We start from the raw sequence: 13,495 nt of genomic DNA on the forward strand, positions 1-13,495 counted from the left end.
ATGAGTGTAGCCCAGGCATCCAGACGTGGTGCCACTAGGGTACCGGCTTGAAAAGATGATCATGAAATGTTATAGCAGTATGTGGGCGGCCAATAAAAAGAGGAACCAATGGCCGAATCTGCATACCTCCATCGCGTCGTACGGAAGTTCGAGGACTTCGTTGCCTCGTACGGAAACATCCGAAGCGTTTCAAGTGTCGAGCTACTACTTCTTGAGTGGCTCGCTGAAGGTGATGGCGTCAAGGACTGCGCCAACAACCGAACGATCTTCTTCGCCGTGGCGACGCTCGTCCTTGCCGAGTGGCATGACGACACAATGAATAACGGAAGCTCTGCTCGGATTCCACGTCACATCAAACGTGCACGTACGTCACCCGGCGACTACCTCCACGGAAGCATCTTCGATGAGTACTTCTTCGAAACTGCCAAGGATGGAAAACTCAAAGAGTGAACAAGTAGCTCATTAGACGAGCCCGCTCATGCCGCCCGCCCGCGCCCGCTTCCCATCGGGAGCGGGCGCAACTTCACAATTATCCCCCGTTTGAGGTATTTGCTGCCTCTTATCTCCTTGTTTCCTTCAGCTTGCGACCGCCATATCGCCACCTTTGGTCAATGTTCTCCATCTTCTCGACACGAATATTTGCGGCTCCATAGCTTCCTCATTGGGTGCGCGCACCTCTCGCAGCCGCCTCGGCGGCCTGACCAGAGAGGTACCCAATGGGTTCTCGGGACAAGGGCAAAGAGCAAGAAGAGAAGGAAGCTCGTGATGCCGAACTGAAGGCGGCACACGAAGCAATGGAGCGCCTCGCTTCCGAAGAGAAGTGATCGCGTCGTTCAATACATGAGCTGCATAGACATATAGCTTGGTGCTGCGACGACGAGTGAAAACGGCGGGAGCGCCACCTCGATTTGTAGTCATTACTGACCAAATCTTAGGTGGGGCTCCCGCCTCGCGGTCGGCTTCGACAGCTCGAAGCCAGTATCTACTCGCCTGCGGGCTTACCCCGGCGCTGCGCAGGGCGTCCGGTGGCCGTCTCGTCGATCTGAGAGTCGGGCTTTGGAGCCTCGTCTCCACCGAAGATGGCGGCGATAGCCCGTTGCCGGGTTTGCGCATCGCGCTCGATCTCGGCCCTAGCGGCTGCCGCCTTACGCAGGATCACAGGATCTGCTTTAGTCTTTTCAATCCAGTGTTCCAAGGCCATCCGGATTTCCTCGGTTGCCGTGCGACCGGTGAGCTGCGCCAGAACATCAAGTTGCGCACGCAGATCTTCAGTGATCCGGACGGCGAGCGTCCGAAGCTGACCGGTACCCGTGGGGGTAGTCGTTGGTTGCTCGCTCATCGAGCGAGTCACCTCCTCGGTTTAGTGCGGCCGACGACTTGACAGTCATCTGAAAGCCGCATGACACCGACGAGGTGTAGGTACTGCCACTGCGGCCCTATAGGTTCGCGATGGCCTGCTCTATCAATCACTCAAAGCAGAAGTATTTGCAACGCTATCTTCGCTCTTGATGTAGCAACTACGTCACTAAGCCGCGACTGACGTCTCGGAAGTCTCCATGCGCATGACGTAAGAATCCAATGCCAGCTAGCAAAGAACTCCACACATGCTACGTTGTTGTTGTGTCCATCGACCTTCGTAAAACCTCCACCGAAGCGGTCGCCTCCCGCGTCAAGAAAACCCTCGCCACAGACTTCGACTCCGCCACCGAAGTCCGCAAACGTCGCTCCCTCGGGTACGCCACCACCCGAGGCACCTGGGTACGCATCGAAGTCCGCGCTCTCGCCCGCGTAGATGGCCAAGGGTGGGGACTGGAAACCGCCGCCGTCCTGGACGGCGTGGCTATGCCTGCCTGGCTGCAAGGTGTCTCCTGGATCGACCACGACCTTGGCGTCATGTGGCGAGCCGACGAAACCGAACGGGTGATGGACACGCCCATCAGGGCCGGAGGCACCCTGAAGCAGAACCCCGACCTGCCCGAGTCGTGGTGGGCGACGTTCCGGAGCTCTATGCAGGCCCTGGCCGCTCACACCATGACTCGGACCGCCACGCCTCATCTCCACCCCCTCACCCAGGAGCGCGTCAGCGCGACCATCCACAAGCTGTTCCCGGCTGTGGACACCTCGCTCACCGAGTGGCGGGCCGCCCACGCCGATCTCGCCTGGGCCAACCTGACGGCTCCAAACTGCTACTTCCTCGACTGGGAAGACTGGGGCATGGCACCGCGCGGTTGGGACGCCGCCAACCTGTGGGCCTCATCCTTCTCCGTACCTGAACTGGCCGAGCGCGTCTTCGAGGAACTTCGTGACGAGCTGGACAGCCGGACGGGCAAGCTCGCGCAGCTCTACCACTGCGCCGAGATTCTGAGCTACCCGCCCGGCTACGCCGACGAACTCGTGCCGCTGGCTCGTGAGAACGCCGACCGGCTGCTCAGCGACCTTCGGGCGTGAGCACACCCTTGTAGCCAGCCGCCAGTTCCGGCGTCAGCGCGGCACAGATGCCCTCCTCGACCAAGACGTCGGCCAGCATCGACGCGTCGACGCCGGTCTCGGCCGCCACCTCCGGGATGACCACCGGCCTCCCGCTGAGCAGCAGCTTGAGCGCCGGAAGTGCGGCCTTGCCGAACTCGATCCGCCGCGCTGCTGCCGCCAGCACCACCGTGTCGTCCAGCTCCTCCAGGTGCGGCGCGAACTCCGTCACGCAGACCACTGCCGTGGGAGAACCGAACACCCCGTGCGTGGCGATGTGCCTGCTCGGCGGCATCTCCCGTTCGCGGGCGGCCAGGAAGTCGTCAACGCTCGTCGTCGCGGCCAGCTTCACCGCACCATCGGTAAGAGCGAACTGCTGCTCACCGCGGAAGCGCACCGAGTCCCATCGGGCGATGTCGTGCCGGAACACCTCGCTCCGCCGCGACTGGTCGGCCAGCCAGGTGAAGTAGTCCACGCCGGTGCGCTGGGGAAAGCCGAACGTGAGGTGCAGGCTGAACCCGTCGCCTCGGTCTTCCCGCGTGGCCTGGTGCCAGTAGCCCCTCGGGATGTGCATCACGTCCCCTGGCTGCATGGTGCCCTTCCAGACGATCTCCTCAGGCGGCTCGACGTTCGGCTCAGCGTCGCGGTACATCGGCGCGGGGCGCGTAAGACCTCGGACTTCCCACGACTTCTGGCCGGCCACCTGCACGATGAGCACGTCGTGGTCGCCCCAGTGCAGGTTGAACCCGGCCGCATCGCCGGTAGTGAGGTAGGTGTTGACCTGCACCAGCTCGTGCGTCCACCACTGGAGCGCCCGGCAGGCGACTTCGAGCGTGGCGTCGTAGGTGTTGACGCCGTCGAGCACCAGCGTGGCGCCCTCCTGGACGAGCCGTCCCAGCCGTTCCATGTCGACCATCGGGACGCCCTCGGATCGCCGGACGGGCTTCGTCGAGATGAAGGCGTTCGGGTGCAAATCTCGGCCACTCTGCAAGATGCGTAGGCGCGAGGCCGTCAGGCTCCGCCGCATGATGATGTCCAGCAGCTTCTCGGGCGTCAGCAGCTGCGAGCCGAGAGCTGGGTCGGGGAGGGAACCGCGGGCGAACTCACGACCCAGTAACCCCGGCCCCATCCAGCCCAGGGCCTCCTCGATGCCGCGAACCAACTGATGATCCATCGCGTAGGTGTCCTTATCTCTTCATGACAGAAGGGGCTCCGCGGCGTAGCCGAGTGCGGAGCCCCTTCTGCTTCGGGTGGGTGTACGTGAAGGAGCGGTCTTACGGCCTACGGGTCGCGGGTCTCACCCGAGTCGCCGACGGCGCCGTCCGACGCCTGCAGCTCCGTGCGGTTCTGGACGACCGGGGTGCGCTGCACCTCCACCACCAGTCCCAGTTCGGACTCATCCACGTGAATCACCTCCTTCCGTTAGTCGTGCCTGATCCACCCCCTCACGGCTGAAGGGGCTGTCCTTGGGTGTGGGCCGCTAGTACGCGGCGCTACTCCGGCGGCTCCGGAAGCCGTTGGCCCGGTGGCAAGAGCAGCGCTCCCGCGATGTCGCCGAGACGACCGCTGATCCTCACCAAGGCCGCGGGCGGCGCGAACGGCGCGTCGCTGCTGAAGGTGTTTTGCACCCGAGCGTGCGCGGCGTGGTACAGCTCGCGCTCATCCGCCCACACCTGAACGATGTCGACCACGCCGCCCGGTGTGACGCGGTGAAGATGCAGCCCGCTGAAGACGCCGTCGCCGTCGAGCAGCGGCAGTGCAGCGAAGCGCGCTTCATGCAGCAGCTGCCGCACGAGGTCGTCCTCGAACATGGGCGCTACCACCACACCGACGTGTCGTCTTGGTGCTGGCTGATGACCACGATCTGCGCCGGTGTCTGCGAGATCCGCAGCGCCAGCACCATGAGCGCCTGCTTCGAGCGGGACAAGTGGTCGTTGCTCGGCACGACGAAGCCGAACGTCTCCGGCATGGCGAGCACGTCCAGGAGGCCACCAAGACCAGGCCGCTGCACCGTGTCGCCAAGCGGCCCTCGGTCAACGAAGACGTTGGCGAGCACCAGGCCACGGGCACGGCAGAAATGCCGGATCTCCCGCTGCCAGGCCACGATCTCCAGCTCGTCTGGCTGCTCGGCCAGCAAGTAGCCGTAGACGACCTTCGGCGACTCCACCTGGAGGACGAGCTTCTCCTTCTTGGCGGGCAGCATGGCTTAGAACCCCTCGCGCAGCCGGTACGCGCGGCGCACATGGTCACACGGCCACACCTCACGGCACCGCGGGCACGAGCCGTCGACGTCGATGTGCAGCAGGAAGGCGATCACCGTCAGGTAGTAGAGGGTGGCCGGTTCGGGAACGTCGGCCGTGGACGCGGCGCACTCGCCGAGGATGTTCTTGTCTTGCAGGGGGATCACGGCCGCGAGGTTGGTCATGGGGTTGCCGCCTGAGTGATCGGTAGTGGAGGTGGATGGCAGGGCCGACGACGGCGTCGGGGGCTTAACGTCATCGGCCCTGCCGGTCTGGGAACCTCGGCTCGGTGGTGACCAGGGCCGAAGATCGTGGTCAAGGCGGGTCGAATGAGACTGGTGTGAACGTCGGTGCTGGTCGATGGCCCTCAAGTGCCGTTGTCGCGTCGTCTTGGTGGCCGTACGCTCAGACAACCGGATGTAGCGGATCGAACACAGGGCGTCCTCCGGGCGGTGTCAGGGCAGAAACCGGACATTGGCCCCGATGACCTGCACGAACAACGGCAGATCGGCGGGAGACCGACGTGGCAGCCAGACGGCGAAGCTTGGCGAGGCGCCGTAAGTCGCTGGGGTTCAGTCAGGAGTCGCTGGCCGAAGCGCTCGGCGTCGATCCCAAGACTGTGCAGCGCTGGGAGCGTGGTGTCACCGAGGACGGGCCGCAGCCATGGCTTCGGCCCAAGCTGGCTCGTCTGCTCGAGGTCTCACCGGACGGGCTTGAAGCGTTGCTCGTCGACGTCGAGCGTGACGACGGCGAACCAGACGAGCGCCTTGCCTACACGCTCCAGCATCCCGGCAGTGTCGATCTCACAGCGGTAGCACGACTCCGGGAACGCGTCCACGAGCTGGATGAGCGCTATGACCGCGCGCCTTCGACGTCGCTGCTGGCCGAGACTGGCCAAGCGCTCGGGCAGGTCACGTTCCTTTCGAGCCACGCCAAGACGCAGCGGATTCGCCGTGAGCTGAGTGCGGTGGAGGCCGAGAGCGCCATCTTGATGGGCCAGCTGGTGTGGGACGCCTCCCAGCGCCGTGACCACGCCACCGCGCACCGGTACTTCGACCAAGCTGTCACTGCTGCTCGGAAGGTGCACGACACCGCGGCCGAAGGGCTGGCCCTGCTGCGGAAGAGCTACGTCGCCCTGTACGGCGAGACCGACCCCGACACTGGACTTACCCTCACGCGCCGGGCAGCCGAGACGACTGCGGAAACAAGCCACGTCCTTAGCGGCCTCGCCCTGCTGCATGCGGCTGAAGCCCACGCCATGCGGGGCGAGTTGGCTGAGTGCGAACAGGCCCTTGGCGAAGCCGAGACTCGCTTCGAGCAGATCGACGAAGACGACGCGGCGATCGAGCTGTTCTCGCCCACCCAGCACGGCCGTTTGGCCGGCTCCTGCTACCTGTTCCTAGGACGGGCCAAGCAGGCTGAACCCATCCTCCAAGCCACCGCGGCCCAGCTCCGGGATCGCTCGAAGTCGCAGGCCATCGTGCTCGGCAACCTCAGCTTGGTCTACATCCGCCAAGCCAAGCTGGACGAAGCCGCGGGCACGCTGCACGGCGCGATGGACGTCATTGAGGCGACCTGGGGCGGTGGCGGGCTCAACATCCTGTTCGACGCCTGCCGCGAAATGCAGCCGTGGCGCACGGAGCCCAGCGTGCAAGATGTCTACGACCGGGTCATGACCCTGATGGCTACGCGCTGAACCGTAGGGAGCACCAGGTGGCGGACGTCGACCAGGCGAAGCAAGCCGCACGCGAGAAGGTGTGGTCGCTGCTTGAACGCGAGCGGGCCGTGCCGCCAGGTGTCCACGGCCGCATCCCGGCGTTCTTCGGAGCCGATGAAGCCGCCGCCCGCCTGGCTGAACTGCCCGAGTGGCGTGCAGCGCGTGTGGTGAAGGCCGTTCCGGACACGCCACAGGAGCCTGTCCGGGCTCGCGCACTCCACGACGGCAAACCCCTCTTGGTCAGACTGGTGCGAGACACCTCGTGTGATCGAGGTTCGTGATCAAGGGCGGGATCGGAGATTCTTGTGCTCGTGTCCACCCCATCCGACAAGCAGTCCCGGCGTTCCTCCGGCGCGACACCCACCGATCCGGCCGCGCGTCCGTCCCGGCGGACGTTCACCACCGAGTACAAGCTCGCTTTGGTCGCGGAGTACGAGAATGCCCCGAACGGGGAGAAGGGCGCGATCCTGCGCCGCGAGGGCCTGTACTCCTCGCACGTCATCGAGTGGACCCGGGCTCGAGACGCGGGCCGGTTGGGCGGTGCGGCGGCGGAATCGACGGCCTCGGCGACACCGGCGCGCAGGTCGGCCGAGCAGGTCGAGCTGGAGAAGCTGCGCCGGCAGAACGAGAAGTTGGCCTCCGACCTGGTCAGGACCCGGATGGCGCTGGACATCATGGGAAAAGCTCACGCGCTCTTGCGGGAACTCTCCGTGAGCACGGACGAGGGCAGGCCGCCCAGGACGTGACGGCGGCCGCGTTCGCCGAGCTGCGCGCCGCCGACGTCCCGGTAACCACGTCGTGCGCGCTGACCGGCAGGTCCCGGGCCACGCACTACCGCCACGCCGGGATGACGGGCCCGCCGTCCGGCCCCCGGCCGCGACGTCGTCCGCCGCCGCACGCCCTGGACGCAGCCGAACGCACCGAGGTGTTGGAGGTGTTGACCAGCCCTGTCTACCGGGACCTGGCGATCCCGCAGGTGTGGGCACGCGAGTTGGACGAGGGCCGTTACCGGTGCTCGATCTCCACGATGTACCGGATCGCCCGCGCCGCCGGGCAGGTCCGCGAACGCCGCCGCACCGCCACCCACCCGCCCCGGACACGCCCGGAACTGCTCGCCCGTGGTCCGAGCCAGGTGTGGTCGTGGGACATCACCGCGTTGAAAGGGCCGGTGAAAGGCATCTGGTACCGCTGTTACGTCGTGCTGGACATCTTCTCCCGGTACGTCACCGGGTGGCTGGTCGCCGCCGCGGAGGACGCGGTCGTGGCCAGGGACTTCCTCGCCGACGCCGTCGCCCGCAACGGCACCGCGCCACACACGGTCCACGCCGACCGCGGCGGCGCCATGGTCTCCAAACCGGTCTCCGCGCTCCTGGTCGACCTCGGCGTGCTCCGCTCGCATTCCCGTCCCCGCGTCTCGAACGACAACCCCTATTCCGAAGCCCAGTTCAAGACGATGAAGTACGTGCCCGACTTCCCCGAACGGTTCGGCTCCCTGGCCGACGCCCGCGCGTTCTGCGAGGAGTTCTTCCTCGCCTACAACCACGAACACCGTCACTCCGGCATCGGCATGCACACCCCCGCGTCCGTCCACTTCGGAACCGCAGAACAGATCCGCGACCAACGCCAGGCCACTCTCGACCGCGCCCACACCCGACACCCACAACGCTTCGCACACCGACCCCGACCACCCCGACTGCCCGAGACAGCCTGGATCAACCAGCCTGTCGAGCAACCGCAACCGACCCCGTAAACACAACCTGTCTCATCTGAATTGACAACTACCGAACTTCTCTACATGGCTGTGCCGAAGCTCGCGGAGCCGAAGCCGTTCGTCCTGCTCGACCCGGCGGAGCTGACCGTACCGCCTGAGGAAGTGTCGGTACGGCACACGGCGGTGAAGCTCGGACGCCAGGTCGACGTTGACGCCATGCAGCCCGTGGACCTAATCGTGTGCGGCAGTGTGGCCGTGAACCGGCACGGTGTGCGCCTCGGCAAGGGCGCTGGCTACTCCGACATCGAGGTGGCGCTGCTGCAGGAGGCCGGGCTCATCTCCGAGGAGACGACGATCGTGACGACGGTGCACCAGCTCCAAGTCGTGGACGACGAGCTGCCCGAGACGGCACACGACTTCAGCGTGGACATCATCGTGACGCCGGAGGAGGTCATCCGGTGCAGTAACCCTCGTAGGCCGAAGGGCTTGCTGTGGGACGAGCTGCCGGCGGAGAAGGTGGCGGCGATCCCGGTGTTGCGAGTTAGGAAGCAGCTCCGGGCGTAAGACCGCGATCACGCTTATGCGCTGTGCAGCACAGCGTTCCGCATGTGCCTTGAGGGGGTAAAGTCGTGCCGCGTCCAGAACGTCCTCTTGACCCGTCAAACGGCCCCCTTCAGAAGTTCGCTAACGAGTTGCGGCAACTACGACGGCAGGCAGGCAACCCTAAGTACTTGACGATGTCTCGACAGTCTGGGCGATCACGCACTGCACTTTCCGAAGCAGCTGGTGGGGACCACCTCCCAACGTGGGAAACTGTGGAAGCGTTCGTCAAGACCTGCGGCGGAGATATCGGTGAATGGCGCGTGAGATGGGAAGCATTGCAGCAACAGATGCGTCAATCGGGCCTTGGACTCACCAAGGGCCCGGTCGTGCTTGGGGTATCTGCAGAGAACCCCGCTGTTGCTGAGGCAGTGGTCTCCGAAGGTAGCGGCCAGACAGTCGACGTTCGGGACCGAGCTGAAGTCCTACTTCGCATGTGGCAGGAGCAGAGAGCGCAGGCACGCCAATGCGAAAACCATCGTGCAATAATGACTATGATCGTTGCACTTGTGGCGTCAGTAGCGTTAACCTACCTGGCCGTCGGCCACGCGGCACCCGAGATTACTATAGGTGTTGCTGTGGCAATAGTCATCCTCGGCCTATTTGGCGCACTTGGAGTCAGTAAGTATTACGAACGGTTCAAGATGCACATGGATGCCGCCCAAATGTTGCGCGGCCGTCTGAACCGAATGTTGCCAGATCTTCAGCTTGAGAACGACTGGGCAATGAATCGCGCTCAGCACGCAAGCAACTACACCTTCTTGCATCGAGTACCGTTGCACTATCTTTGGGTGGCGATTCACGTAGGGGTCAGCGTGACGGGCTTGTTCGTGATCGGATTCTTGGTGATTCGCTCGGTGTAAATATGCGCAGCAGAGCAGCCCGTTGTTTCACCTCATGGCTGGACAGGACGGTCACGCACACGCGTAGTGTGACGTCGACGGTGAGGGCATAAACCGCCGACGCAACGATGTTGACCGTCGCCAGTGCTGGACAACGGCGCCGTAGGCTACGACTTGAGCTATGGCTGAGCCGCAGAACGACATCCGCAGATTCTCTCAAGATACGCGTCTCTCGACGCGATTTTTGACAGCGCGAACTCCTGTAATCTGCCATGAATCTGCTTAGTCCTTGGGGCAGGAAATCGCCACGAGTAGCATCCTTGCTGATGGCTGCGCCTTCATGGCTTGCAGCAGTTCGTATCGCGATAGGAATCGCTTACGTGGCTTGGGGCGCACATCCAGCATGGGGTCATTGGCTGCTATGGCAGTTGTTGGCCGTCTGCACAATAGTCGCGGACCATCGCCTTAGTCGCATCCTACGATCTAGCCCATCCGTGGGAGGTGCCTTTGACACTCTAGGTGACTTCCTCTTCGCCCAGTTGCTGTTGATCGCAACTGCTGACACGTACATGGTTCCTTGGGTGGCTCCCGCTATAGGGTGTCAGTTCCTTCTGGTTGTCACGGCTCGCATCTTGTTCGCGCTAAAACACCACTACTTCGCCGTTCCGGTGCTGGCCAGCTATGGGGCAGCGGCGGTCAATGTCTGCATCGCTCTAATAGCCATCAACTACACCTGGACTGGCGACGATGTGAGGATGCTCTTTGCCGTGACTGTCGGAGCGAACCAAGTATATCTACTCGTCTGCTGGATGCAGGCGTTTCGTAGTCCTGTCAGTGATCGGAGCTCAAATGAGTAGACTTAGTGCATGGATCCGGGCTTCCTTGCCCAACACGCTTGCTGCAATCCGGCTCATTGCTGGTCCGTTGTACTTGGCCTGGGGATCACTGCCCGCTGAGCCATTGGAGTTGGTAATCCTCATTGCGATTGGCGCTACGGACCTGGTCGATGGAAGATTGGCGAGAGCTTGGGGTACAACGAGCCTGCTTGGTCGGTATCTAGACCCACTCGCGGACCGGACGTTTATCGCCTGTGTCCTCATCAAGCTGGTAACTCACGGCATCCTGACTTGGTGGTTGTTTTGGCTCATCATCGTTCAGTACCTGCTTCTGTCAGTCCTCTTCCTTGCCTATCACAAAATCGTGGGCAACCCACCGCCTCCGGATTTCTGGGCACGCCTAGGCGCTGGACTTGCGGCGGTCGGTGGTGCTATCGCACTTTCGGGGTTGCTACCTCTTCTGGCTAATCTGCTTCTGTACTTGTTCGCTGCCACCAACCTTGCGTACCTAATGGCGGTTACCCGGCGAATGATGCTACGGCCAGAACGCAAGGTTTCTGTCGATTGATCAAACGTGCGGAATTATGTAATATCAAAGATGCATGAATGACCTTGTTGCCTTACACGAGAGCCCTCCGGGCCTACTATCGACACCGCAATACGCACTGGACCCGTCCGGATCGTACCTCGACAGCCTTGTGGAAATGATCAACAAGGCTCGGGTACGGGTTGTCATTGTTGCACTTCTATGGGGTTACGACTCGGTCACCAGTAAGCTTTTTGATGCGCTGCGCAGATCGGCAAATCGCGGAGTTTCAATCCACGTTGTCATTGACGGCGTGTATTCCAGAGCCTACTATACCGGTCGACGGTCCTACTATCGAAGGGCGATTCAGAGCCTCGATCAACTTGCTCAAGTTGGCGTCACTGTAAACATCCTTGGAAGCTCGTCAGTCAATCCACTGAGAGGACGATGCCACGCGAAGTTTGCTGTAGTAGACGACTACGTCTTCGGGTTCGGGGGCGTGAACATCGCCCGGAAGGCCACGCAAAATGTCGATTACATGATCGGCAAGTCATATGTCGATACAGCGGACAGCATGCAGCAGTTCGCTGAAGACATTGCCACCGGCGCTCCCGTCGTCGACAAAGTCATCACGGTCGACAACATGACCTCCGTCTTGTTGGATGGAGGAGTTCAGGGCTCATCCGTCATATATAACGAGGCGTGCAGGCTCGCCTCTATGGCTCGCCGGGTAATCTATGTGTCGCAGTTTGCTCCGACTGGACGACTCGCGGGTCTACTGCACCGAACAGACGCCGTACTGTATTTTAACCGTTCCCTTCAGAGTGCTCCGCCAGTAGCACTAATGCTCACGGCCGACAAGATGATCGGCGGCACTAGGACAGCGTACAGAAGGGAGTCGTATCTACATGCGAAATTCATGCTCGTAGAGCTCGGGAACGGCTCACGAGTAGTTTTGAGCGGATCTCATAACTTCAAGATGCAGGGCGTTCGGTACGGAACCGTCGAGATAGCGATACGCTCGAGCGATGTCCAGCTGTATACGCTGATCGAGAACTTCTATCGTGCGCATATTGCGTGAGCTTGCTGTGTTTCTGCAAACTAGAGCGATGGTTGCGGTCGTGGGGAACCAATCGGGTCAGCGTCCGCCTCGGGAATACTTTGTGTGACAGCTTTTGGAGTCGTGCGCGCCTACGTCTAGCCTGTCGAGCTTTCGACAGCGGCGGCGGCTTAAAAGGGGGCCGCAACAGCGCTTCGACCATCGACTCCTTGGCCCTCATCGTGCGGCACTCGTCGAACATCCGCCAAATATCCTCGACATCGTCTCGTCCCGATGCGCGCAGGTGGTCGGCGAGTGTGGCAACCAGGGTTTTATCCGCTCGCCGCACGAAGGAGTCAAGTAGTAGACGGAGGTCTTCGTCCATTTCGCTCCTGGTCAGCCATGCATGAACCTGTCTTGGCAGAGCCGACGCCGCATTCGAAAGCGCCTCATACCAGTAGCCTGATCTCCGTGCGAGCCTTCGTATGTCAGCCGCATAGTCGGCAACGGCCAATTGACTCACGGTGAAAACCGCATAACGAACCTGCCGCGATCGGAACTTGGCGTCGATTCTCCGAGGACTGATACCTTCTAGTGGATCGGCCGCGACAACACTATCAAGACCCCCGCTCAACATCTCCTCGACGGCGACGATACCGTCATGATGCGCGAAGGTGAGGGTCGGATCATCTACTACCCGCCTTGTAATTGCGGCACCGTTGAATCCACGCTTGGCGTCGAGGTCGAGTACGTACCCCTTCTTTGGCGAGCGAGCTGAACTCGTTGCGGCATGAAAGACGTACAGGCCGCGGAAGGTGACTTGAGGATAGGCTGCTGCCAACATCTCTTGGATGCTCCCCTTGTATCCGGTATCGATCACGACGAAGTCATCGACCGCATCCTTAGGGTCGAGGTAGATGTTGTCGATCTGGAGGTATTCCAGCATCTCGTCCCAGTTGGCGGGCTCGGCAGTGCGGCTCCTCTGCACCTGCGGCTTCCTGTATCGATAACCCTGAACTGCGTCTAGACGCTGAGGCCACCATCTCTCTGCATCCTTGATCGCCTCATGGGTGACCGCTCTAGATACAGGGGCCAACTCTCGGCAGAAGAAGTGGTGAAACGCCGGATCAAGCTGATGGATCGCGTAGCTCAGCGCCAGCGCATCCCTGCCGACGAAGATCGCTCTTAACCGCCGTCCACTTGCAGCTTCCTGGAACTCTCGAAGGTCGGCGAGCATGTCGACTGCGACCTTTGTAATGAACGGCCCGAAGTACCGGTACACAGTGTCCCATGCCGTATCAACGGCCTGTTGATCAGCGGTGTCATGGACCCCGAGATCAGCGTAAAGTTTGAATCGGTGTTCGGGATGCAAGCCGTCGGCCTGATGGTCGGACTTCACGATCCGCTGCGCGGGGCTCACGTAACGTGTAGGCGGCAGTTGTGGCGCGGGCTGGAGTGAGTCGTTCGGTGGCGACACACCTGTGCTCATATGTCGAAGTTACAGCGAACGAGATAGCT

15 protein-coding genes and 1 pseudogene are annotated in these 13,495 nt (G+C 62.1%); 9 read left to right on the forward strand and 7 right to left on the reverse strand.

Features of this window, described 5'->3' with window-relative positions; all coding sequences use genetic code 11:
* The first annotated feature begins 108 nt into the window (after positions 1-108).
* Positions 109-450 (forward strand): hypothetical protein, encoded by a 342-nt coding sequence (locus IOD16_RS31015; protein WP_201437265.1) that lies wholly within the window; start codon positions 109-111, stop codon positions 448-450.
* Positions 451-982: 532 nt separating this feature from the next.
* Here IOD16_RS31015 and IOD16_RS31020 read toward each other — a convergent pair.
* Complete coding sequence (locus IOD16_RS31020; RefSeq protein ID WP_201437267.1) at positions 983-1,339, reverse strand: hypothetical protein; 357 nt, start codon at positions 1,337-1,339, stop codon at positions 983-985.
* A 281-nt stretch (positions 1,340-1,620) separates the two neighbouring features.
* Here IOD16_RS31020 and IOD16_RS31025 point away from each other — a divergent pair, with 281 nt between their 5' ends.
* Positions 1,621-2,448, forward strand: a complete 828-nt coding sequence (locus IOD16_RS31025; protein ID WP_201437268.1) for a hypothetical protein — start codon at positions 1,621-1,623, stop codon at positions 2,446-2,448.
* Here IOD16_RS31025 and IOD16_RS31030 read toward each other — a convergent pair.
* From IOD16_RS31030 to IOD16_RS31045, 5 genes are all read right to left on the reverse strand, one after another.
* Positions 2,429-3,640, reverse strand: a complete 1,212-nt coding sequence (locus IOD16_RS31030) for a JmjC domain-containing protein (protein WP_201437270.1) — start codon at positions 3,638-3,640, stop codon at positions 2,429-2,431. The genes IOD16_RS31025 and IOD16_RS31030 overlap by 20 nt on opposite strands.
* A 107-nt stretch (positions 3,641-3,747) precedes the next feature.
* Complete coding sequence (locus IOD16_RS41135) at positions 3,748-3,870, reverse strand: hypothetical protein (protein ID WP_268957648.1); 123 nt, start codon at positions 3,868-3,870, stop codon at positions 3,748-3,750.
* 89 nt (positions 3,871-3,959) lie between these two features.
* The gene (locus IOD16_RS31035) at positions 3,960-4,277 is read right to left on the reverse strand and encodes a hypothetical protein (protein ID WP_201437272.1); all 318 of its coding nucleotides are present in this window, start codon (positions 4,275-4,277) and stop codon (positions 3,960-3,962) included.
* 5 nt (positions 4,278-4,282) lie between these two features.
* The gene (locus IOD16_RS31040; protein ID WP_201437274.1) at positions 4,283-4,669 is read right to left on the reverse strand and encodes a recombinase family protein; all 387 of its coding nucleotides are present in this window, start codon (positions 4,667-4,669) and stop codon (positions 4,283-4,285) included.
* Between the two features lie 3 nt (positions 4,670-4,672).
* Complete coding sequence (locus tag IOD16_RS31045; protein ID WP_201437276.1) at positions 4,673-4,873, reverse strand: hypothetical protein; 201 nt, start codon at positions 4,871-4,873, stop codon at positions 4,673-4,675.
* A 356-nt stretch (positions 4,874-5,229) separates the two neighbouring features.
* Here IOD16_RS31045 and IOD16_RS31050 point away from each other — a divergent pair, with 356 nt between their 5' ends.
* The 7 genes and pseudogenes from IOD16_RS31050 to IOD16_RS31085 all read left to right on the forward strand — a co-directional run bounded on the left by IOD16_RS31050 (position 5,230) and on the right by IOD16_RS31085 (position 12,019).
* The gene (locus IOD16_RS31050) at positions 5,230-6,402 is read left to right on the forward strand and encodes a helix-turn-helix domain-containing protein (protein WP_201437278.1); all 1,173 of its coding nucleotides are present in this window, start codon (positions 5,230-5,232) and stop codon (positions 6,400-6,402) included.
* 17 nt (positions 6,403-6,419) lie between these two features.
* On the forward strand, positions 6,420-6,704 hold the full coding sequence (locus IOD16_RS31055) for a 5-formyltetrahydrofolate cyclo-ligase (protein WP_236594488.1): 285 nt from the start codon (positions 6,420-6,422) through the stop codon (positions 6,702-6,704).
* A gap of 30 nt (positions 6,705-6,734) precedes the next feature.
* Positions 6,735-8,173, forward strand: a pseudogene (locus tag IOD16_RS31065) (IS3 family transposase).
* 45 nt (positions 8,174-8,218) lie between these two features.
* Positions 8,219-8,698: a 5-formyltetrahydrofolate cyclo-ligase gene (locus tag IOD16_RS31070; protein WP_201437280.1), complete on the forward strand. Its 480-nt coding sequence runs from the start codon at positions 8,219-8,221 to the stop codon at positions 8,696-8,698.
* Positions 8,699-8,949: 251 nt separating this feature from the next.
* On the forward strand, positions 8,950-9,597 hold the full coding sequence (locus IOD16_RS31075) for a hypothetical protein (RefSeq protein ID WP_201437282.1): 648 nt from the start codon (positions 8,950-8,952) through the stop codon (positions 9,595-9,597).
* An 828-nt stretch (positions 9,598-10,425) separates the two neighbouring features.
* Complete coding sequence (locus IOD16_RS41590; RefSeq protein WP_442978135.1) at positions 10,426-10,980, forward strand: CDP-alcohol phosphatidyltransferase family protein; 555 nt, start codon at positions 10,426-10,428, stop codon at positions 10,978-10,980.
* A gap of 136 nt (positions 10,981-11,116) precedes the next feature.
* Complete coding sequence (locus IOD16_RS31085; protein WP_201437286.1) at positions 11,117-12,019, forward strand: phospholipase D-like domain-containing protein; 903 nt, start codon at positions 11,117-11,119, stop codon at positions 12,017-12,019.
* Here IOD16_RS31085 and IOD16_RS31090 read toward each other — a convergent pair.
* The gene (locus IOD16_RS31090; protein ID WP_201437288.1) at positions 11,913-13,466 is read right to left on the reverse strand and encodes a hypothetical protein; all 1,554 of its coding nucleotides are present in this window, start codon (positions 13,464-13,466) and stop codon (positions 11,913-11,915) included. The two genes, IOD16_RS31085 and IOD16_RS31090, sit on opposite strands and share 107 nt — an antisense overlap.
* Between the last annotated feature and the right edge of the window lie 29 nt (positions 13,467-13,495).

The sequence above is a fragment of the Saccharothrix sp. 6-C genome (genome assembly GCF_016695385.1).
Taxonomy (GTDB): domain Bacteria; phylum Actinomycetota; class Actinomycetes; order Mycobacteriales; family Pseudonocardiaceae; genus Actinosynnema; species Actinosynnema texasense.